This window comes from Acinetobacter sp. WY4 (assembly GCF_018438165.1).
Classification (GTDB): domain Bacteria; phylum Pseudomonadota; class Gammaproteobacteria; order Pseudomonadales; family Moraxellaceae; genus Acinetobacter.
Genome location: NZ_CP053947.1, coordinates 1667451 through 1687272 on the forward strand (window position 1 = coordinate 1667451; position 19822 = coordinate 1687272).

Sequence of the window (19822 nt, forward strand, 5' to 3'; positions counted from 1 at the left end):
ATTTTTTAAGCAAAACAAAATTACAAATTTAAAGCTAATATAAAAAATGATGTAAATAAAAATCTTGCAAGGAGAGCATATGACTCAGACCAACCTAGCTACCCCGACCAATGCCATGCCCAAAGGGCTGCTTAAAGGCTGGATTCTTATTTTTGTCGCAGCCATTGTAGCCTATGGCTTATATCTTTACCTGCCCTATGACCAGAATGCCAATAAAGGACTGGCACTTTTAGCCTTTATCGGTATTTTATGGCTGACTGAAGCCATTCATATCACGATTACAGCTTTACTCGTCCCTGTGATGGCAGTATTACTGGCCATGCCAATGGCCTCTGGTGAAGAACTGGTTCCGATTACCACGCAAGCCGCTTTGGCCACTTTTGCCGATCCTGTCATTTTCCTGTTTTTTGGTGGTTTTGCGCTAGCAACGGCGTTGCATATCCAGAAACTGGACCGGAAAATTGCCATGTGGATCATCTCCATGTCCAGAGGGCATCTGGGTATTTCTGTACTAGCGATTTTTGTGGTGACAGCGCTTCTGTCCATGTGGATTTCCAATACGGCGACTGCTGCCATGATGCTGCCTTTGGCTCTGGGTTTGCTTTCACATCTGGATGTCAGCAAGGATCGTAAAACTTTTGTCTTTATCCTGCTCGGCATTGCCTATTCGGCCAGTATTGGCGGACTGGGCACCATGGTCGGTTCCCCTCCGAATGCCATTGCCGCCAAGGCCCTCGGCTATGATTTTGCCGACTGGATGAAAATCGGCTTGCCGATGATGTTCATTATTCTTCCTGCCATGCTGGTCAGTTTATATCTGGTACTACGTCCAAAACTGAATCATAAAATACAATTTGCGACCGAAGATATTCCTTGGACCAGAACCCGTATAGCCACCATGATCCTCTTTCTTTGTACTGCAATTGCCTGGATTTTCAGTAAAAAATTCACTGAAATTTTTGGTATTTCCCAGCCGGATACCTGGATTGCAATTTCGGCTGCCTGTATGGTTGTGATTCTGGGTACCGCAAGCTGGAAACAGATTGCAGAAAATACTGATTGGGGGGTGTTATATCTATTTGGTGGTGGTCTGACCTTGAGTGCCATTCTAAAGGATTCAGGCAGTTCGCTGGTACTGGGTCAAACTCTGGCCAATGCCTTTGGTGATACCTCCCCGCTGATGATTATTTTTGTAGTCGCTACTTTTATTATCTTCCTGACTGAATTTACCAGTAATACCGCTTCGGCTGCCCTGCTAGTACCAGTATTTGCCGCAATTGCGGATCAGATGGGAATGCCCAAAGAAATTCTGGTGATCGTCATTGGTATTGGTGCTTCATGTGCCTTTATGCTGCCGGTAGCCACCCCACCAAATGCGATTGTTTTTGGAACCGGTCATATCCAGCAAAGCGAAATGATGAAAGTTGGTTTTGTGCTGAATATCATGTGTATCTTTATTATTTCACTGTTTATTTACTGGTTCTTTATTTAATTATTACAGCTCTTAAACATCACCCCCTCTACAAAGCACACTCCGGTGTGCTTTGTCGTATCAATCGCCTATATGTTGAATCTTTCTCTCATCGAAAAATAATATGCTTTTAACAATGATAAAGATAAAGTCTTTATATTAAAAACATCAAAAAGTAGCAGATAGATAGTGGACAGGATATTTCACTTAATCTCTCAACCGATCCAGAATTCTCCCTGGAAAATGACGCTTAACCTCGCGCTTACCCCTTTGATCATCGCTGTAATTTTATTCCCTTATGCGCTATTTCATGAAGCCAGCTCTGGGATTTTCTCCATTTTCAGAAGCCTATTTTCGGCGCTTTTGAGTGGCTTCTTTGTCTGCCTGACTTACTGGATGATGATCTTCCCTTTCCTATTGGTGACTCACCTGCTGCTACGCCATTATCAACTGTTTAATATCATCACGATTTTACCAAGCTGCGTCTTGGGGATCCTCACTTTGGCCTATATCTGGCATCATCCACTCAAAGTTTTGAGTACTCATTTTTTTTGTTTCTACTGTATTTTTCCCTGTCAATCGCACTATTTTACAGTTTTCTCAGCTGGCAAGCTGACCAGAGCTGATCACGCCCTGCCTGTTAACTTCTGTTTTAATCCGGTTTTAAGCTTTCATTTTAAAATGATTCAGCTCCTGATTGAGTGCAGCAATCATATCTGCCCGACTGATAATTCCCACCAATTGCTGCTCGCTTACCACCGGAATATAGTTGAACGAACGCTCGACAAAATACGGCACCAGATCCTGAATGGGTTGTAAAGGCTGCACCGTAATTACCTTACGGGTCATGATATGTTTGACCTGATGTTCCCAGCTACTGCGCACATCGGCAGCGCGCTTGAACCATTCCACCACCTGATACATTGCCAGTGTACCGACCAGTTGTTCATCGGCATTAACGACGGGCAGGCTCATCAGGTTCATCTGTTTAAACTTGTCCAGTGCGTGCTGGATATCATCATTTTCATGCAGGGTTGCCACATCCTTCGTCATAATATCCTGGCAGCTAAATTCATGTACCGCACGCGCATTGGCGCGGTTTTGTGCCTCCAGAATGATTTTTTGCAGGTCATATTCACTGATATCCAGCAGCTCGGTGCGCTGATCCAGCACTTCCTGAATATCCTGCGGTTGAATGGTGACTTTCTGGGTCGGCGTCGGATCCTTGGAACGAGTATTTAATTGAGCTTGCTGCGGATAATCCTTGCCAATCATTCGGTTAAAGACAATGGCAATCACCATCAGCAAAATTGAATTGAGCAGTACCGGATAAAATACAAAGGCATAACCCAGTTCATGCACCGGCTGGCCACCCAGCACTGCGGTAATGGCCACGGCGCCACTCGGTGGATGCAGGGAATCCGTGGTCATCATCAGGACGATCGCCAAGGCCACGGCTACACTAAAAGCCTCAGTCGGACTAGCTATGAATAAAGCGCAACTCACCCCAATCACCGCAGCAATGGTATTTCCGACCAGAATATTCCAGGGCTGTGCCAGAGGACTGGCCGGCACCGCAAACAGCAATACCGAGGATGCGCCCATCGGAGCAATATACCAGGCTTCAAAATCCCCCAGAATCCATAAACTCAGCAAAGACGAAACTACCAAACCCAATAGTGCGCCAGCTCCGCAGAGCAACCGGTCTTTGAGTGGAAGGACTTTGAAATTGGGTTTTAAAGTATTGAGCCAGTCGAGATGGGAGTGAAACACAATGCGCCTGATCTTATTGTTTATAGATTTTGGGCATTATAGAACCAAGCAGGAGGAAAGGCATCTGTGTTTTACATCTTTTCACCATTCGCGAATACATGCTTTTTAAAACAATATTTCACTCAGGTTAAAACATTCATCCTACTTTTTATAGAATGATCACTTCATCACCGATAGTCATTTGCATAGAAAAATCCTTTTTACCATGCTGCTTAAATCGTTGTTCAAAAAATTTTTAAAACAACCTACTGGCTCATTTCAGGTTGAATCAGAGGCTGGATTTTTAACAGTTCGACCTCACCATAATAGGTTGAAAATGCCACATCTCCGGCATCGACTCCAGTACCGATCCGAATAAGATTTTCGACCGGAGCCAAACGGGTCGGATCAAACTGCACCCAGCCACCGTCTAAATAGGCTTCAAAAATGGCATGAAAATCGGGTAGAAACTTTTCAATTTCCACATAACCGACCACCATGCGTGCCGGAATTCCCAAGGCACGGCACAGCGCAATGCCTAAATGGGCAAAGTCACGGCATACGCCTGCACGATGCACCAGTACATCTGTGGCAGTGGTAAATTGGTCGGAACTGCCAGACACATAAAAAATATTGTTATAAATCCATTGTTCAATGGCTTTGACCCGAGTATAGCCCGGTGTCATCCAGCCAAATGAGCGTTTCGCCATTTCCAGCAATAAATCTGAATTACAATAACGGCTGGCCAGCAAATAAGGCAATACTTCATCGGGCAGTTCAGGAATAGCCACTTCTTTCAGACCTTGCTGAAGCTCCAGAGAGAGGCCCGGTTGACGAACCACTGTCGCCGTATAATTCAGCTCAAAAGCGTCACAGGGTTCGACCTGTAGCCGAACATGTCGATTTTGATGCTGTGCATCCTGAAATTCATGCCATGTTACGGGCAGATTAAAGCTGAGTTTTTCTTCAAGAATCTTCTGATCGGAATGATGTGCCGCCTGAAGCATAAAAATAAATTCTGTCGGTTGCACGACCTTATATTTTAAATGGCATTGAATTTGATAAGTGGTCATGAAGTTCCTTATTTTTAAGCATTATTATATTGCGTGAATATTAAACTAATTTAAGAACGACAATCGTATAAGATCCGTTGAACTTTATGACTCTCCAGTGAACAGGATGCCATATATCTGATTTATTCCTGATTTTCAGATCAGCCTGTATCAACCAGCAAAGCCAAAATCGCAGTAAGCTTCTAAATGCCGCGTATCCTTTAAGCCTGTTTTATTTTTTTCAGAAAAGTATCCCTACATTAACCCTTTGCCACTCCCCTGCAAAGTCCTTATAATTGAGCACAATTTTTCTCTAATTTTAAGTGGATGACCATGAGTCGCGCCATATCGCATATTGATACCTTCCAAGGCTTAATTCTTGCCTTACAAACTTACTGGGCGGAGCAAGGCTGCGTCATTTTGCAACCTTATGATATGGAAATGGGTGCAGGGACATTCCACACTGCGACTTTCCTTCGTGCACTGGGTCCTGAAACCTGGAATGCCGCTTATGTTCAACCGTCACGCCGTCCGAAAGATGGCCGTTATGGTGAAAACCCGAACCGTTTGCAACATTATTATCAATTCCAGGTGGTGCTTAAGCCAAACCCGGACAATATCCAGCAGCTTTATCTCGATTCATTAAAAGCGATCGGTATTGACCCACTGGTACACGACATTCGTTTTGTAGAAGACAACTGGGAATCTCCAACACTGGGTGCTTGGGGCTTAGGTTGGGAAGTATGGCTCAACGGTATGGAAGTGACTCAGTTCACCTACTTCCAGCAAGTCGGTGGTGTTGAATGCTACCCAGTGACTGGTGAAATCACTTACGGTCTTGAACGTCTTGCCATGTACTTGCAAGGTGTAGATTCAGTTTACGATCTGGTTTGGACCAAAGGCCAGTTCGGTACGGTAACTTATGGCGATGTGTTCCATCAAAATGAAGTGGAACAATCGACCTATAACTTCGAATATGCCAACGTTGAAAAAATGTTTGAATTGTTCGATTTCTATGAAGCTGAAGCAACACGTTTAATTGAAGCGAAACTTCCACTTCCTGCATATGAGCAAGTCGTGAAAGCATCGCATAGCTTCAACTTATTGGATGCGCGTGGCGCGATTTCTGTGACTGAACGTCAGCGTTACATTTTACGTGTACGTACATTGGCACGTTCTATTGCGACCAGCTATGTAGCAGCACGTGCGGAACTTGGTTTCCCAATGGCTGAACCTGCATTACGTGATGAAGTATTGGCACAATTAAAAGCGCAAGTTGAAGCAGAAGCGAAAGAAGCAAACAAGGAGAGCAAATAATGTCTAAACATACCGTTTTGTTCGAATTGGGTTGTGAAGAACTTCCACCAAAAAGCCTGAAAAAATTACGTGATGCGCTACATGCTGAAACGGTTAAAGGCTTAAAAGATGCGGGTCTTGCTTTTGATTCAATCAAAGCTTATGCAGCACCACGTCGTCTTGCACTTAAAATCGTCAATGTTGATGCTGCGCAAGCTGATACGCAAAAACGTTTTGATGGCCCTGCTAAACAAGCAGCATTTGATGCTGAAGGTAACCCGACGAAAGCACTTGAAGGCTTTATGCGTGGTCAAGGCATCACAGTAGATCAAGTATCAACTTTCCAAGCCGGTAAAGTTGAAAAAGTATGCTATTTGAAAGACGTGAAAGGTCAAAGCCTTGACGTTTTACTGCCACAAATTTTACAAAATGCTTTGGACAATCTTCCAATCGCAAAACGTATGCGTTCTGCTGCTAGCCGTACTGAATTCGTGCGTCCTGTAAAATGGGTTGTGTTGTTAAAAGACAACGACGTAGTTGATGCAACCATTCAAGATCATAAAGCGGGTAACGTGACGTATGGTCACCGTTTCCACGCGCCAGAAGCAATTACTTTAACGCACGCTGACGAATACTTAGCGAAGTTAAAAGCAGCTCACGTTGTGGCGTCATTTGAAGAACGTCAAGCCATCATTGATGGTCAAGTCAAAGCGCTTGCTGATGAAGTCAATGCCATTGCGATTGTACCAAGTGATCTTCGTGACGAAGTGACTGCATTGGTTGAATGGCCTGTTGCGCTACGTGCAAGCTTCGAAGAACGCTTCCTTGCTGTTCCTCAAGAAGCATTGATCACGACCATGCAGGACAACCAAAAGTACTTCTGTTTGGTAAATGCAGACAATAAACTTCAACCGTACTTCATTACTGTGTCAAACATTGAGTCGAAAGACCCGACACAAATTATTGAAGGTAACGAGAAAGTGGTTCGTCCACGTTTGTCTGATGCTGAATTCTTCTTCTTGCAAGATCAAAAGCAACCGCTTGCATCTCGTAAAGAGAAATTGGCAAACATGGTATTCCAAGCAGAATTGGGTACGCTTTGGAACAAGTCTGAACGTATTGCAAAACTCGCTGTTGCACTTGCGCCAATTACCGGTGCGAATCCTCAAGATGCTGAAAAAGCTGCACTGCTTGCAAAATGCGATTTAACTTCTGAGCTTGTGGGTGAATTCCCAGAACTTCAAGGCATCGCGGGGACTTACTACGCACGTCTTGAAGGTGAAAATGATGAAGTGGCTGAGTCTTTGGGTGAGCAATATTTACCTAAATTTGCAGGTGATGTTTTACCAAAAACGAAGACAGGTACAACGATTGCCCTTGCGGATCGTTTAGACACGCTCACAGGTATTTTCGGTATTGGTCAAGCACCTACAGGTTCTAAAGACCCGTTTGCACTGCGTCGCTCTGCGATTGGTATTTTACGTCTGGTAACTGAAAACGAGCTTGATGTTTCAATCGAAGATTTGATCAAACTTGCACTTGCTGCTTATGGCGATGTATTGAAAGATCACGACAAGACTTTGGCAGATGCTGTTGCATTCCTTGAAGGTCGTTACCGTGCGAAATACGAAGACCAAGGCGTTGCGGTTGATGTGATTCAAGCTGTTCAAGCGCTTTCACCAAAATCTCCGCTTGATTTTGACAAGCGTGTAAATGCAGTTAATCACTTCCGTGCATTGCCTGAAGCGGCTGCGCTTGCTGCTGCCAACAAGCGTGTTGCGAATATTTTAGCGAAAGAAGCGACACCTGAAGGTACTGTGGTTGAAGCAAACCTGGTTGAAGATGCTGAGAAAGCATTGTTCGCTGAACTTGCGAAAATCACGCCTGTGGTTGAGCCGCTATTTACTGCTAAAGATTACACTGCTGCGTTGTCGGCACTTGCTGCACTTCGCGCACCAGTGGATGCATTCTTTGACGGTGTAATGGTCATGGCAGATGATTCTGCACTTAAATCAAACCGTTTATTGATGCTTGCTCAACTTCGTGACTTGTTTACGAAAGTGGCTGATATTTCGGTGCTTCAGCACTAAGTTTTAATTGCTTGAAGTTTAAACTAAACCCCGCTATAAGTTAGTGGGGTTTTTTTAATAGACAAATATAATGCAAGCGAATCACAGAGCTTATGATTTTGAAAAAAGTCGTGAAAGGATGGATGAAATACTAGATTCTTCCGATAATAATTACCAAGAGAGCGACAAAGTACCTAGTATTGATGATTTAACTTATACCAATGGCTATCACATAAATTGCTCTGCTCTTTTTATTGATTTACGTGGCTCAAAAGAGTTAGCTACTAAACATCAAAAGAAAGTTTTAGCAAAAATATATAGAGCATATATCTCTGAATTAGTTGCGCTTCTTAATGGAAATCCCAATATTCAACAAATCTATATTGAAGGCGATTGTGTTTGGGGCGTTTTCAACACAGAAACAAAATCTCAAATTGATAGAGTATTTCAAACTGCCTACGAAGCAAATTCACTAATCCAAACATTAAATATCAAATTAAGGAAGAAATCATACACTCAACTTAAAGTTGGTATAGGGCTCCACTATGGACAAGCATTAGTTATTAAGGCTGGCTATAAAGGTAGCGGTATTAACGAAGTAACTTGGATTGGTGAACTTATTGGGAAAACTGCAAAATATTGCAATGAGGCAAATAAAGGATGGCGAAAAACCATTATTCTTTCTGATGTATTTTATTCAAACTTAAATGACCATAATAAAAATCTATGTAGCAAAGTAAATTATACTGACTACTATGAAGGGGATGTTGTGAGCATAGCTATGGACAAATGGGTTCAAGAAAATGGATAAACTTGAATTTCTAAATTCGGCTATACAGGATACCCAACAAACTATTCGTGCTATTGATTTTAAAATTGGGGCATTACTTGCTGGCTGTATTGTCCCTTTTCCAAAAATTCGTGAAATTTTCGAGTTTTTAACAGAGAGTGGATTTTTTTGGCAACATGCTTTAGCTGCCATTATTTTCACAATGTGGCTAGTTATTGTTTTTATTTTACTTGCAGCCCTCTCAGCAATTGATAATCCAATCAAGCATATTACTGACCATTCAAATCAAAAAGGTCTATATTTTAGTGGAGGATTGTTCAAATTCAATTTATGGAATCTCTTATTTCGCACAAAAAACTTTTCGACAAAAACTGTTCAAGAGTATAAAAATGAAATTGATGATCCAACGTTAGATATCTCTCAAGAATTATCTTATGAACATTTAAAATTAATCTATATTCGTGATTTAAAAATATTCCGATTACGTTATGCAACAGGTTTAATTTTTATACTTATCTTAATTGGCTCTATAAGTTTTATATCTGCTCCTAGCACGAAGAAAGTGGACATAGTACATCAGGATTCTCAACAGCTTCATCCCAAACAATATTTAGACTATTTGTTATAGGCATTTCACTTTATATTTCTTATACTCAAACCAACAACACTCAACAAGAAAGCATCATATGAAATTTAAAACACTCATTCTGACTGGTCTTGCGAGTATCGCAGTTACAGCTTGTACATCTGCACCCAAAATCCCACAGCTACAAGTTGGCGTCTTACAGGAAGTCCAAAACCTCGAAGTTGTTCCAGAGACCACCAATAACAAGGCAAAACTGACCAAATTCCTCGATAAATGCGTGATTGAATTTACTGGTGATATTGGCAATAACCGCATCATTGAACAATGGTCATTTAAAGGCATGACCCTGATCGATGCCGGCTCAGCGACCTTCCAGCGTGACGGCAGCAGCACTGCACACAAATTTAACCTGCACGATGCAAGCGTACAAAAGAACTTTGTCAGCTTACGCGAACATTTCGCCAAAGATGCCCTGACACAATGTGATTAAAAAGATCGCCTTGTTTCTAGTCTAAGAACAGGGCTTTTATTTTGCTAAAAATCAATTCGACACTTGGGCTAATTTCTACTGCCCTTTCTTTAAAAATTACAATATTTCGGCACAGATCAACCTGAAAGCTCTGCACTCTTCACAGGATATTCATTGTTTTTGACCAATTATCCGTTACACTGAAAAACAAACTCAGACCGCACTTAGACGAATTCGAGGTCGATCCATAATGAATATCAAAACCCCAATTATTTTAACGACAGCTTTGATGCTTTCTGTTCCAGCATTTGCACAAACCACGACTCAGTCTGCTAAACCGGTTAAGCCTTATGGTGAAAATCCGAACCTGCTGCATGTCTTTGCTTATAAAGCACAGGAAGGCGTGATTAATACTGCCGAGAAAGTCGGTGAAGCAACGGAAAAAGGCATTGCTAAAATCAAGCCAGGGGTAGACCGTGCCTGGAGTAATACCAAGTCTGCAACCTCGGATACACTGCAAAAAGTAGATCAGGGTGCAACTCAGGCAGCCCAGCAAGCCGGTCAGAAAATTCAGCAGACCAAAGAAGTTTGGCGTGGCAATTCACAGCAGGCGCCTATTGTTCAGCAGCCTTTAAGTGAGTCCTCTGCTGCCCCACAACAAACAACCACCCCACAAATGCAGCCTCAATCTGATTCAGGTTCAGCCACCAGTTATGCGGTAACCGATTTATAAAAAAAGCCCGTGATGGGCTTTTTTTATTTTTAGAAAATAAAACTATTATCTTGTATCGACGCGATCTATCAATTGACCTGTCGGATCGGCTGACCTTGTTTAAATGCTGCTACATTTTCCACCATCTGATCCACAATCCGTTGTCGTGCATCGACACTGCCCCAGGCATTATGCGGTGTCACAATCAGGTTGGGAATCGTTGAATCAAGTAGTACATTGCCTTGTTTCGGTGGCTCTACCGTGAGTACATCCGTCGCTGCACCGGCAATCTTGCCTGCACGCAGAGCCTCAGCCAATGCCGCTTCATCGACAATTCCGCCACGCGCACAGTTAATTAAAAATGCGCTGCTTTTCATTGCATCCAGCTCAGTATGACTGATTAAATGGTCGGTATCTTCAGTGAGTGGACAATGCAAAGTTAAAAAATCGACTTGAGGAAGTAGCTCGGCAAATGGCGCACGAGATGCATCCGCCGGACGATTTGGCAGCGCGGCAATAAGCACTTTCATGCCAAAGGCTTCGGCCAGTTTCGCCACCGCATGGCCCAGTTCGCCATAACCCACAATGCCCAATGTTTTTCCGGCCAGCTCGACAATTGGCGCATCCAGCAAACAGAACTGACTGGCTTTTTGCCATTCGCCTTGTTGTAACGCACGTTGGTAAGACAGGAATGAAGTCGCCAGATTCAGCATCAACATGATGGTATGCTGCGCGACTGCTGAAGTGCCATAAGCCTGACAGTTACACACGACGATCCCTTGCGCTTTGGCCGCCTCAAGGTCGACATTATTGGTGCCGGTTGCAGAGATTAAAATGAGTTTGAGTTGAGGGCATTGCTGAATCGTAGCTGCATCGATCATCACCTTATTCGTAATGATAACATCGACATCAGCTACACGGGATGCAATCTCGGCAGCCGAGGTCGCCGGATACAAAACCAGTGGATCAAATGCGGCATGCAGTGCCTGAAAGTCTAAATCCTGCTGGTCTAAAGAAGCATAGTCTAAATAAACGGCTTTCATGGCTGTTCCCTCAATCCTGTTTGACAATTTATGTCTGTCATTTAAAACAAGTCATTGAGTCTTTTCAACCCGTTTCCAGCCTGATGCAATTAATCCAGCGGTTTATCCATATGATTACGTAGTAACTTGCGGATACGATACACCACATACACGGACAGAATAATCATAAAGATGATGGACGCACTGACCATGATCACTGCAGGATGCACAGTTTCTGCATGCGCCAGATTGGGTAGAACCAAACCGAAGATAAAACATACTTGCATCATAGAGATCCCCTTCTTCGTTTCAACCATCGGGAGCGGTATGGGTGGATATTATTTGTACCGCTTACCTCTATATTATGCCAAGCCTATCACATGTCAAATAATTGTTTTTATTGAAAATAAAGCTAATTTATTTCATTTTGCGTCATAAACTGCGTATTTTTGTTACTTTCATCGATAAAAGCCGTCGCGCCATACTCATTGGTACTCAGATTCAGCTGCTTATAGCTAAACATATAAAAATCGCTATAACGCTTCATTAAAATCGGATGCATACCCAGACTGAGCTCATCCTGTTCTTTGATCAGCTTCATGATATGTCGGTCGTTCATCACCACCAGATAACGTTCATCATTCAGGTTAATGCTCAATAAACCATTGCCTTTGGCATAAATTGGAATCAGGAATTTATGATTCAGGGCAATTGCGCCTTCTGCATAGCTTTCGATTTTATGACTGATGACATTAAATACCAGACCATGTCCATATTGGTCCAACAGTAACTGACGATTTTCCTGTGGCAAATTCACATGAATGCCAAGCTTGAGCAGGTCATGCTGATCGACCTGTTTATTGCGCAAAAGTTCCCGTAAAATTACCTGTTTCTGGCTGGCATCAAAAAACTGGTTATCCAGTTGCAGATCGTTATTTTTCAGAATGTGTCCTAAGGCCATCCGGTGTCGTGGCAAGACATTTTCAATCACTTTTCGATAATAGAACTTGCTGTTTTTCTTGACCCGACGCATTTTCTGATAGAAATAGCTTGGCTCATATTCATGCACCAAGAAGTCATAGAGCAACTCGGAACTGGCCAAAACTGCGATCGCATCATGTCCGGTAAAAGGCAAATGCAGCACATGATGATGTGGGATTAGTGCCTCTAATTTCAGATAATGGGCACGATCTTCGGCACAGTAAGGATCATACACAATAATATATTCACAGGCGTTGTCGATATCTTCGGCCGCAACCCGCATATTGGCATTCAGCTCTGGCTGATAGAACATGTTATAGCGGGCATCATGTACATCTTCCGGATCAATCGAATATTGCGGCACCATCGCCACCACCCGTTGCACGCCCAAGGCACGGGAATATTTGATCGCGGCATAGCCACCCATCGAACCGCCATACGCAATACGCTGCTGAAACGGCGCAATCAGATCTGCGATGGCTTGCAACATGTTCCACATGGAACCTTGCGGAAACCAGGATTTATGCTTGGGCATAATACCAAGCACATTAAACTCGAATTTCGCCAGTGACTTTTCTGCATTGATGTTGAGGCCCTTGGCACGGGTAATCAAATCGCCAAATGAAAAAATCAGTTCTGAAGAAGATCCCGGCATAAAAATCGCGCGTATATGTTCATCTTCAAAAACAATCTGCTTGTCCATAACTTTCCCATGCTGGTAAATCGAACCCTTCCACAACAATTCAGTCAATGAACGCTGTCAAAAAAGTGAATATGCTATTTTATATCGATCAAAAAGATTAAAAAGCGCAAAATATGACACAATCATTACATCCTGCAGCAAAACGGGGTTTTAGTGCGTCGGCTGAGCTCTATCAGCAAGTGCGTCCCGATTATCCGGCAGAAATCAGCCAGTGGCTGAGTGAAACGCTGGCTTTGCCTGCAGATGCGCATCTTTTGGATTTGGGCAGCGGCACCGGCAAGTTTATCCCCTATTTACGCCCGCTCAGTAAGCACATTATCGCGATTGATCCTGTCCCGGAAATGCTGGCTCAATTACAACAGGCGCATCCGGACATTCATGCTCTTGAAGGCGTTAGCCATCAACTTCCCCTGCCTGATCATAGCCTGAATGCGGTATTTTGTGCACAGTCATTTCACTGGTTTGCCGATTCTGCTACCTTACAAGAATTAGATCGGGTACTCAAACCGCAGGGTTATCTGGTGTTAATCTGGAATCAGCGCGATACTCGAGTAAACTGGGTTCAGGCCTTGGCCGATTGTATTGCTCCCTTGGAAGGCGATACGCCACGCTATCATAGCGGCGCCTGGCGCGAGGTCTTTGCCCAGCAAACGCTATTTCAGCCCAATGCAGAAACTACAATGACCCAGCAACAGCATGGCAGTGTGGAGCAGGTGGTATCCAAGCGGCTGCTCTCGACCAGTTTTATTGCAGCTATGCCTGTAGAGCAACAAGCACAGTTAAAACAACAATTTGAACAGATCATCCAGCAATATACAGCCAAAAGCGCAGAGGAAATGATCGATTTTCCTTATGTCACCTATATCTATGTGTTCAAGAAAAGTAATTAAAGAACAGGAGGCGATCATGCATAAAATACCAGGAATGACACGAAAGGCGCTGTTCGCCGTAGCCATGCTGCTAATGGCATGTGATCAGAAAACTTCAGAGACTCCGACTGAAGCCACAACAGATAACACGGCTTCAGATCAAGTCATGCAGGAACTGAAAACCGAACCACTGAAAGACTTTCCTCAAACTGCCGATGATCCGCATGATATTGCTGCATTGACGGATTATGAACAGCGCTTTCAGGACGTGAGTAGTGATCTGGAAAAAGAATTAAACGGCATGCGCGATGATGAAAACATGACCGCAGAATTTGTCCAGCAACGTCAGCGTGATCATGTCCAGTCAGCCCTGAATATGCTGAAGGCTTTAGAGCTGAAAACCGAACAGGGCCGTTATATTCAGGGTTTGATGTATCAGTACTGGGAACATCAGGACCAATTACTCAATACTCCCAAGACTCAAGCTACGCCTGTAAATGAAGCCAGTGAGAATGTAAAGGGTCTAGGGAAATATCTACACGCCCAAGAACAGCTGGAACGCTGGCGTTCGCAATATCCGGATCTCGCTCAGAAAGAACCCGTTTCCCGGCAAGTGAAGGAATAGTCTAGGATGCTAGATTGGCACACAGTTTAGATAAAATACAAAAATAATCTAAGCTGAACTGGCAGCTTTAAAACAGCATGGATCAACAAGGCCAGATCTGTTGAGTCTGTATTTCAGTATAAATGCCAGTTCGTGCTGACCGGCTTTGTTGCATAAAGGTTTGAAAGGCTGAGTTCCCTTAAGCTACTCAAATTTAAGAGACAACTTGGGTATGAGGGCGACCTAATTCTGTGAATTTATTCAAGACTGCCATGCGTGCATGGATCTCATTCACCTGACTTGGAAAACTCCGCGCTGTTAATTTATCGCCTAATAATTTGATGCAATGCATCTTGGTTTCAACCAAACTTCGACGGTGATAACCAGACCACTTTTTCCAAAGCGATCTGCCTAGCCGTTTGACTGTCTTTAATAATTCGTTCCGCTCTATAGACCTCGCTTGCTGATCCTTCCAAGGCTTTGCATTCTTTCTAGGTGGAATGATCGCATGTGCATCTCGATCTAAAATGACTTGTCGGCAGTGCTTTGTGTCATAAGCACCATCTGTATAAACAGAATCAATTGGTTCATCCAAGGGAATTTGAGCAAGTAAATCTTCGAGTACTTGAGAATCACTGACATTATTTGTGGTGAGTTGTACTGCACGTATTTGCAGGGTTTTAGCATCTATAGCAATGTGAAGCTTACGCCATTGGCGACGATATTCAGCCCCATGTTTCTTGCGTTTCCATTCACCTTCACCAAGAAACTTCAAACCAGTAGAGTCTACGAGTAGATGCAGTCCATCACTACTTTTTTGATAGCTAATCGCAATATCAATATGCTTTTGTCTACGACAAAGGGTGGAATAATCCGGAGCTGTCCAATCTAATCCAGAGAGTTTAATCAGACTTTGAACAAAACCTGTGACCATACGTAAAGAGAGTCGGAATAGTAATTTGATCATTAAGCAGCATTGAATCGCTGTATCGGAGTAGGTTTGATTTCGACCTTGCTTGCCTTGTGATTGTGCATACCACTGAGTCTTTGGATCAAACCAAATGGAAATATTACCTCGGTTAATTAAGGCTCGGTTATAGGATGACCAATTGGTTGTACGGTAGATTTTAGAGGCAGGCTTATTCATTTTGAAATTATATTGCTGAATAAGCTTTTGATGCTAGGTTTGTGCAACAAAGCCGTGCTGACCATAAAATGAGTTAGTGTGCTGTCAGAAACTGATGCACACCTTCTCCCGCTGCACGCCCTGTGGCAAAACACGCGGTCAGCAAATAACCACCGGTCGGTGCATCCCAGTCCAGCATTTCTCCACACAGAAATACATATGGATTAGATTTCAATTGTAGCTGTTCTGACAACACTTTACGCTTGACACCACCTGCACAGCTAATTGCCTCTTCAATCGGGCGGAAACCTGTGAGTGGAATGGTCAAATGTTTAATTTTTTTGGCTAATTCAGCAGGATCTTGCCATACCGCTTTGGCCACCAGTTCCCGAACCAGAGCCGCCTTGGCACCGTCCAATCCGGCTTTACGCCAGACATTAGTTAAAGACTGCTTCTTACTTGGCTGTATTTTTTGCACAAGCTGTTCGATGCTTTGATTTGGGAAGAGGTCCAGATGCAGCTGCATAGGCTGCCCCTGTTTTAGTTGCTCGCGTAAGCCACGCCCCTGCTTATAGATCAGACCACTTTCCAGACCATAATGACTGATCACGATATCGCCGATGGTCTTTTCACCTTGCCCAACCCATGCTGCAACACGTTTCAGCGGCTGACCAAAGATGGGCTGCATAAACTGAGACCAAGGATATTCCACTCCGGCATTACTGGCCTGAAATGGCTCAATTTCATCCGTTTTCAGCCAGGCTTGCCATGCCCCATCACTACCCAACTCTGACCAGGACACTGCCCCACAAGCCAGAATAATGACATCAAAATGTTCAGTGCGATGTTCATTATTTTTCAGATCATGCAGCTCAAGCTGTTGCTGCTGCAACTGGCTGACTTTATGCCGGTAATGAAACTGGATGCCATCACTAGCCAAACGCTTGAGCCAGGCACGCAGCAAGGGCGCGGCTTTCATCTCTGTGGGAAATACCCGGCCGGACGAACCGATATAAGGTTCAATACCGAGCTGTTTCATCCAGTCTTGAATCCAGACCGCATCCCACTGTTTGATCCAAGGGGACAACCACTCCACCTGATCATAACGTTGTACAAACTGTGGCACAGGCTCAGCATGGGAAATATTCAGGCCGGTCTTGCCTGCCATCAGGAATTTTCGCGCGGCAGACGGCTTTTGCTCATAGACATGCAACTCATAATCAAACTGACTGAGCACTTCTGCTGCCATTAAGCCTGCAGGGCCTGCGCCCACAATAGCAATGCGTTTGCTCATCTGATTATTCCGCGACGGTGGCATTCTGCCCTTGCAAAGGCTGGAAATCATCAAAGCGCGTTACATATCTTTCAGGCTTGCTGATGATCAGTTGCTGGCATAGTTCACCGCGCTCCAGATATTTAATTTCAAAATGGGTACGCGCCGAATCTGCAGCAATCACTTCTTTGACAAAAGGTAGCTTCCAGAGCTCTCGCACTTGTATTTCTGCTTCTTCGATATAGGCAGGAATATTACTGGCCAAAGTAATCGTTCCCCCGGTTTTCAGGCGGGAAAGTAGAAACTCAAAAAATGGCATATTGACCCAGCGCTGTGCCGGATTATGCGGTTCAGGATTTGGATATAAAATAAAGAATTGTTCGACCTGCTTCGGATACAGTGCATGCACGATCCACGGTAAAGCATCGGCATGAACGGTTTGTAAATTAGTTTGACCCTCAACAGCATGCTGTTTTTGCATTGCCAGAAATTTTTCACGGGTACGTTCAATTGCAATCAGTTGAGTGTCGGGATTGTTCTTGCTGAATAACAAGGCATGTTTACCTTTACCCGCTCCCACTTCGACGCAGACCGGTTCAGGACTGATGCTTTGAAAATCACGGGGCGCATGCATACGCTGTGCTTGAAATTGACGAATCGGCATAATCAGATCAAACTAATAAAAACCGCATAAGTCTAACAAGCGCGGCTATATTTGCCTAATCGAACCTTTATTTTTCTTTGGAGTCGTCCCATGCCTACCACTTTAAACTGTCCGCGCTGTGGCAAGCTGACCACATGGGAAGATAATGAATTCCGTCCTTTTTGCTCAGAACGTTGCAAGATGATTGATCTGGGTGCCTGGGCCAATGAAGAATATAGTTTGCCTACTCAGGATGCACCACAAGCCGACAACAGCGAAGAATAAAATGTCTTCCCTGTCGAAAATTCTGTCTGAAAGCAGAATCTTGTCGAAATTAAGTAAATAAATCATATGAGTTTTATAAAATTACTTAGATAAAGCAACACGAATTAACATCATTCATAAAGCCTTAGTATTATTGTTCTACTCTAAATTTTCACATTATTTTTAGAGCAATAATATGGGTTATATTATTTTAAGAGTCATATTAATTGGGGTTGGTCTACTTGCACTTCTTTCTTTGGGAGTCGGCATTTTCCAACAAGATAGTTTATTTATTGTATTGGGTGTGCTTTTTGCTTTTGCCGCTTGGCTCATACACATGCAAACGCGACAACTTCGCAATAATCCCTTTTCAGAATAAAAATAAAAGACCAAATGGTATTGGTCTTTTATTTACGCTTTTAACCCGCTTTACCTGCAACAAAAGGATTATGCTGCTTTTCAAAACCAATGGTGCTAATCGGACCATGTCCTGAAATGAATTGGGTTTCATCTGGCAGGCTGAAACATTCTCGCTGAATTGAATCTAAGAGCTGTTGATGGTTACCACGCGGGAAATCAGTCCGGCCAATTGAACCTTTAAACAATACATCCCCTGTCCATAACAAGTCATAATTTTTGTTATAGAACATCACATGACCTGGCGTATGGCCTGGAGCAAAACGCACTTCAAATTCTTCATTGCCGAGTTTGAGCACTTCTCCACCTTCCAGCCATTGGGTCACTTCGACTTTTTCCGGAATCGGGAAGCCATAACGTGCAGAAACTTCCTGAATCATGTCGAGCCAGAATGCATCTTCCTTATGTGGTCCGATTACCGGTACATTCCAGGCCTTTTTTAACGCACCCACCGCACCCGCATGATCCAGATGGCCATGAGTGAGCCACAAGGCGTTAACCGTTAAACCCAGCGCTTCAACTTCAGCTTTCAGTTTTTCAGGTTCGCCCCCTGCATCAATCAAAATGGCTTCTTTTGTGTCCGCATCCCAAACGATGGAACAGTTTTGCTGAAATGCAGTAACTGGAACAATTTTGACTTGTAACATGGGGTGAAAAACCTCGGGCAAGTTAATGGGCAAGTATCTGTGTCAATGCATCCAGATTAGCCTGGAGCAGACTGTTGAGCAATCGCAAATGATCTTCACGGCTATTTAATGCCGGAATGTAACTATAGCTTTCACCGCCGAGTGCTTTAAATGTCTCGGCATTTTCGATTGCCAGCTCTTCAAGCGTTTCCAGACAGTCCGCGGAAAATGCCGGACTCATCACCTGAATTGATTTCACCCCTTGCTTGGCCCAATCTTCGAGCAAAACATCGGTATAGGGCTTGATCCACTCCTGTTTGCCAAACCGCGACTGAAAGCTGATCGCATATTGATCTTCATTTAAACCTAGTGCTTCCGCCACCAATTTACCCGTGATGCGACAACGGTCGGCATAAGGATCGCCTTTATCGGCATATGGCTGTGGAATACCGTGGAAAGACATTAACAGTTTTTCTGGTTGACCATGAATTGCCTGATAATCACGTACACTTTGAGCCAACGACTGGATAAATAAAGGATGTTGATAATAATCCCGGATCACTGTCAAACCGGGTAAATTACGCTGTTTAACCACCCATTTCGCCACTGCATCGTATAAAGGTGCGGTCGACGTGGCTGAATATTGGGGAAACAAGGGAAACAGAATCACGTGTTCCTGTGGCTGCGCGGAGACCTGTGCCAAGACATCCTGAATACTCGGATTGCCATAGGTCATAGCGGGTACCACATTCAGTTCAAACTGCGGATAAAGCTGGGTTAAATGGGTCTTAACTGCTGCGACCTGCTCAAACAGAATTTCACGCATCGGCGAATCCTGTCCCCATACCTGCGCATAGGCCTGTGATACCCGCTTTGGACGGAAGGGCAAAATGAATAAGCGCAGAATGATTTGCCAAATCGGTTTAGGAATCTCAATTACACGCTGGTCGGATAAAAACTGCTTGAGAAAACGGCGTACCGCAGGAATCGTAGGCTCATCTGGTGTGCCCAAGTTTGCCAATATAATCGTCACTTTCGCTTTAGCAGGAGAATACATTCAGTTCGTCCGTCAGGATATCAACCCCTGTACTTTAACA

21 protein-coding genes are annotated in these 19822 nt (G+C 43.8%); 11 read left to right on the forward strand and 10 right to left on the reverse strand.

Translation table 11 applies throughout. The features are described from left to right. The first annotated feature begins 79 nt into the window (after positions 1-79). Positions 80-1492 (forward strand): SLC13 family permease, encoded by a 1413-nt coding sequence (locus G4D73_RS07865; RefSeq protein ID WP_004729393.1) that lies wholly within the window; start codon positions 80-82, stop codon positions 1490-1492. Positions 1493-2134: 642 nt separating this feature from the next. Here G4D73_RS07865 and G4D73_RS07870 read toward each other — a convergent pair. Further along, positions 2135-3244 carry an HPP family protein gene (locus G4D73_RS07870; protein WP_180038038.1) on the reverse strand — a complete coding sequence of 370 codons (1110 nt, stop codon included), beginning with the start codon at positions 3242-3244 and terminating at the stop codon, positions 2135-2137. A 245-nt stretch (positions 3245-3489) separates the two neighbouring features. Next, complete coding sequence (locus tag G4D73_RS07875; RefSeq protein ID WP_213686470.1) at positions 3490-4296, reverse strand: transglutaminase-like domain-containing protein; 807 nt, start codon at positions 4294-4296, stop codon at positions 3490-3492. A 312-nt stretch (positions 4297-4608) separates the two neighbouring features. On the opposite strand from G4D73_RS07875, the gene glyQ reads away from it, so the two are divergent. The 6 genes from glyQ to G4D73_RS07905 all read left to right on the forward strand — a co-directional run bounded on the left by glyQ (position 4609) and on the right by G4D73_RS07905 (position 10218). Further along, entirely contained in the window at positions 4609-5592 is a 984-nt protein-coding gene (glyQ, locus tag G4D73_RS07880) for a glycine--tRNA ligase subunit alpha (RefSeq protein WP_004278542.1), read from the forward strand. Then, the gene (gene glyS / locus G4D73_RS07885; RefSeq protein WP_213686471.1) at positions 5592-7661 is read left to right on the forward strand and encodes a glycine--tRNA ligase subunit beta; all 2070 of its coding nucleotides are present in this window, start codon (positions 5592-5594) and stop codon (positions 7659-7661) included. The genes glyQ and glyS overlap by 1 nt, the downstream gene beginning before the upstream one ends. Positions 7662-7731: 70 nt before the next feature. Further along, positions 7732-8451 carry an adenylate/guanylate cyclase domain-containing protein gene (locus G4D73_RS07890; RefSeq protein ID WP_213686472.1) on the forward strand — a complete coding sequence of 240 codons (720 nt, stop codon included), beginning with the start codon at positions 7732-7734 and terminating at the stop codon, positions 8449-8451. After that, positions 8444-9058 carry a hypothetical protein gene (locus G4D73_RS07895; protein ID WP_213686473.1) on the forward strand — a complete coding sequence of 205 codons (615 nt, stop codon included), beginning with the start codon at positions 8444-8446 and terminating at the stop codon, positions 9056-9058. The genes G4D73_RS07890 and G4D73_RS07895 overlap by 8 nt, the downstream gene beginning before the upstream one ends. A gap of 58 nt (positions 9059-9116) precedes the next feature. Then, entirely contained in the window at positions 9117-9506 is a 390-nt protein-coding gene (locus G4D73_RS07900; RefSeq protein ID WP_213686474.1) for a hypothetical protein, read from the forward strand. Between the two features lie 229 nt (positions 9507-9735). Then, positions 9736-10218, forward strand: coding sequence for a hypothetical protein (locus G4D73_RS07905; RefSeq protein ID WP_213686475.1), 483 nt, complete (start codon positions 9736-9738; stop codon positions 10216-10218). Between the two features lie 68 nt (positions 10219-10286). Here the strand turns inward: G4D73_RS07905 and G4D73_RS07910 are convergent, their stop codons facing one another. The 3 genes from G4D73_RS07910 to G4D73_RS07920 form a co-directional block, all read right to left on the reverse strand. Continuing rightward, positions 10287-11240, reverse strand: a complete 954-nt coding sequence (locus tag G4D73_RS07910; protein WP_213686476.1) for a 2-hydroxyacid dehydrogenase — start codon at positions 11238-11240, stop codon at positions 10287-10289. Positions 11241-11329: 89 nt separating this feature from the next. Continuing rightward, positions 11330-11509, reverse strand: a complete 180-nt coding sequence (locus tag G4D73_RS07915; protein WP_213686477.1) for a hypothetical protein — start codon at positions 11507-11509, stop codon at positions 11330-11332. Between the two features lie 122 nt (positions 11510-11631). Next, positions 11632-12903 (reverse strand): hypothetical protein, encoded by a 1272-nt coding sequence (locus G4D73_RS07920; protein ID WP_213686478.1) that lies wholly within the window; start codon positions 12901-12903, stop codon positions 11632-11634. A gap of 113 nt (positions 12904-13016) precedes the next feature. On the opposite strand from G4D73_RS07920, the gene G4D73_RS07925 reads away from it, so the two are divergent. Together G4D73_RS07925 and G4D73_RS07930 are read left to right on the forward strand one after the other, a co-directional pair. Then, entirely contained in the window at positions 13017-13793 is a 777-nt protein-coding gene (locus G4D73_RS07925) for a class I SAM-dependent methyltransferase (protein WP_213686479.1), read from the forward strand. A 16-nt stretch (positions 13794-13809) separates the two neighbouring features. Then, positions 13810-14397, forward strand: a complete 588-nt coding sequence (locus G4D73_RS07930) for a hypothetical protein (protein WP_213686480.1) — start codon at positions 13810-13812, stop codon at positions 14395-14397. Between the two features lie 193 nt (positions 14398-14590). Here the strand turns inward: G4D73_RS07930 and G4D73_RS07935 are convergent, their stop codons facing one another. From G4D73_RS07935 to G4D73_RS07945, 3 genes are all read right to left on the reverse strand, one after another. Next, positions 14591-15523 carry an IS5 family transposase gene (locus tag G4D73_RS07935; RefSeq protein WP_005103080.1) on the reverse strand — a complete coding sequence of 311 codons (933 nt, stop codon included), beginning with the start codon at positions 15521-15523 and terminating at the stop codon, positions 14591-14593. 73 nt (positions 15524-15596) lie between these two features. Next, a complete protein-coding gene (locus G4D73_RS07940; RefSeq protein WP_213686481.1) occupies positions 15597-16796 on the reverse strand; it encodes a TIGR03862 family flavoprotein in 1200 nt (399 codons plus the stop codon). A 4-nt stretch (positions 16797-16800) separates the two neighbouring features. Next, positions 16801-17445 carry an SAM-dependent methyltransferase gene (locus tag G4D73_RS07945; RefSeq protein WP_213687733.1) on the reverse strand — a complete coding sequence of 215 codons (645 nt, stop codon included), beginning with the start codon at positions 17443-17445 and terminating at the stop codon, positions 16801-16803. A gap of 84 nt (positions 17446-17529) precedes the next feature. Here G4D73_RS07945 and G4D73_RS07950 point away from each other — a divergent pair, with 84 nt between their 5' ends. Continuing rightward, the gene (locus G4D73_RS07950; protein ID WP_004278554.1) at positions 17530-17703 is read left to right on the forward strand and encodes a DNA gyrase inhibitor YacG; all 174 of its coding nucleotides are present in this window, start codon (positions 17530-17532) and stop codon (positions 17701-17703) included. A 175-nt stretch (positions 17704-17878) separates the two neighbouring features. Continuing rightward, positions 17879-18061 (forward strand): hypothetical protein, encoded by a 183-nt coding sequence (locus tag G4D73_RS07955; RefSeq protein ID WP_004278555.1) that lies wholly within the window; start codon positions 17879-17881, stop codon positions 18059-18061. 40 nt (positions 18062-18101) lie between these two features. Here the strand turns inward: G4D73_RS07955 and G4D73_RS07960 are convergent, their stop codons facing one another. Both G4D73_RS07960 and hemH read right to left on the reverse strand, forming a co-directional pair. After that, positions 18102-18746, reverse strand: coding sequence for an MBL fold metallo-hydrolase (locus G4D73_RS07960; RefSeq protein WP_213686482.1), 645 nt, complete (start codon positions 18744-18746; stop codon positions 18102-18104). Positions 18747-18768: 22 nt separating this feature from the next. Continuing rightward, the gene (gene hemH / locus G4D73_RS07965) at positions 18769-19782 is read right to left on the reverse strand and encodes a ferrochelatase (protein ID WP_213686483.1); all 1014 of its coding nucleotides are present in this window, start codon (positions 19780-19782) and stop codon (positions 18769-18771) included. Between the last annotated feature and the right edge of the window lie 40 nt (positions 19783-19822).

What these genes read in the sequence shown, in the direction of transcription:
- G4D73_RS07865 (WP_004729393.1), top strand. Translation starts at nt 80, where the DNA reads ATGACTCAGACCAACCTAGCTACCCCGACCAATGCCATGCCCAAAGGG.
- G4D73_RS07875 (WP_213686470.1), bottom strand. Translation starts at nt 4,296, where the DNA reads ATGACCACTTATCAAATTCAATGCCATTTAAAATATAAGGTCGTGCAA.
- glyQ (WP_004278542.1), top strand. Translation starts at nt 4,609, where the DNA reads ATGAGTCGCGCCATATCGCATATTGATACCTTCCAAGGCTTAATTCTT.
- glyS (WP_213686471.1), top strand. Translation starts at nt 5,592, where the DNA reads ATGTCTAAACATACCGTTTTGTTCGAATTGGGTTGTGAAGAACTTCCA.
- G4D73_RS07890 (WP_213686472.1), top strand. Translation starts at nt 7,732, where the DNA reads ATGCAAGCGAATCACAGAGCTTATGATTTTGAAAAAAGTCGTGAAAGG.
- G4D73_RS07895 (WP_213686473.1), top strand. Translation starts at nt 8,444, where the DNA reads ATGGATAAACTTGAATTTCTAAATTCGGCTATACAGGATACCCAACAA.
- G4D73_RS07900 (WP_213686474.1), top strand. Translation starts at nt 9,117, where the DNA reads ATGAAATTTAAAACACTCATTCTGACTGGTCTTGCGAGTATCGCAGTT.
- G4D73_RS07905 (WP_213686475.1), top strand. Translation starts at nt 9,736, where the DNA reads ATGAATATCAAAACCCCAATTATTTTAACGACAGCTTTGATGCTTTCT.
- G4D73_RS07910 (WP_213686476.1), bottom strand. Translation starts at nt 11,240, where the DNA reads ATGAAAGCCGTTTATTTAGACTATGCTTCTTTAGACCAGCAGGATTTA.
- G4D73_RS07915 (WP_213686477.1), bottom strand. Translation starts at nt 11,509, where the DNA reads ATGATGCAAGTATGTTTTATCTTCGGTTTGGTTCTACCCAATCTGGCG.
- G4D73_RS07920 (WP_213686478.1), bottom strand. Translation starts at nt 12,903, where the DNA reads ATGGACAAGCAGATTGTTTTTGAAGATGAACATATACGCGCGATTTTT.
- G4D73_RS07925 (WP_213686479.1), top strand. Translation starts at nt 13,017, where the DNA reads ATGACACAATCATTACATCCTGCAGCAAAACGGGGTTTTAGTGCGTCG.
- G4D73_RS07930 (WP_213686480.1), top strand. Translation starts at nt 13,810, where the DNA reads ATGCATAAAATACCAGGAATGACACGAAAGGCGCTGTTCGCCGTAGCC.
- G4D73_RS07935 (WP_005103080.1), bottom strand. Translation starts at nt 15,523, where the DNA reads ATGAATAAGCCTGCCTCTAAAATCTACCGTACAACCAATTGGTCATCC.
- G4D73_RS07940 (WP_213686481.1), bottom strand. Translation starts at nt 16,796, where the DNA reads ATGAGCAAACGCATTGCTATTGTGGGCGCAGGCCCTGCAGGCTTAATG.
- G4D73_RS07950 (WP_004278554.1), top strand. Translation starts at nt 17,530, where the DNA reads ATGCCTACCACTTTAAACTGTCCGCGCTGTGGCAAGCTGACCACATGG.
- G4D73_RS07955 (WP_004278555.1), top strand. Translation starts at nt 17,879, where the DNA reads ATGGGTTATATTATTTTAAGAGTCATATTAATTGGGGTTGGTCTACTT.
- G4D73_RS07960 (WP_213686482.1), bottom strand. Translation starts at nt 18,746, where the DNA reads ATGTTACAAGTCAAAATTGTTCCAGTTACTGCATTTCAGCAAAACTGT.
- hemH (WP_213686483.1), bottom strand. Translation starts at nt 19,782, where the DNA reads ATGTATTCTCCTGCTAAAGCGAAAGTGACGATTATATTGGCAAACTTG.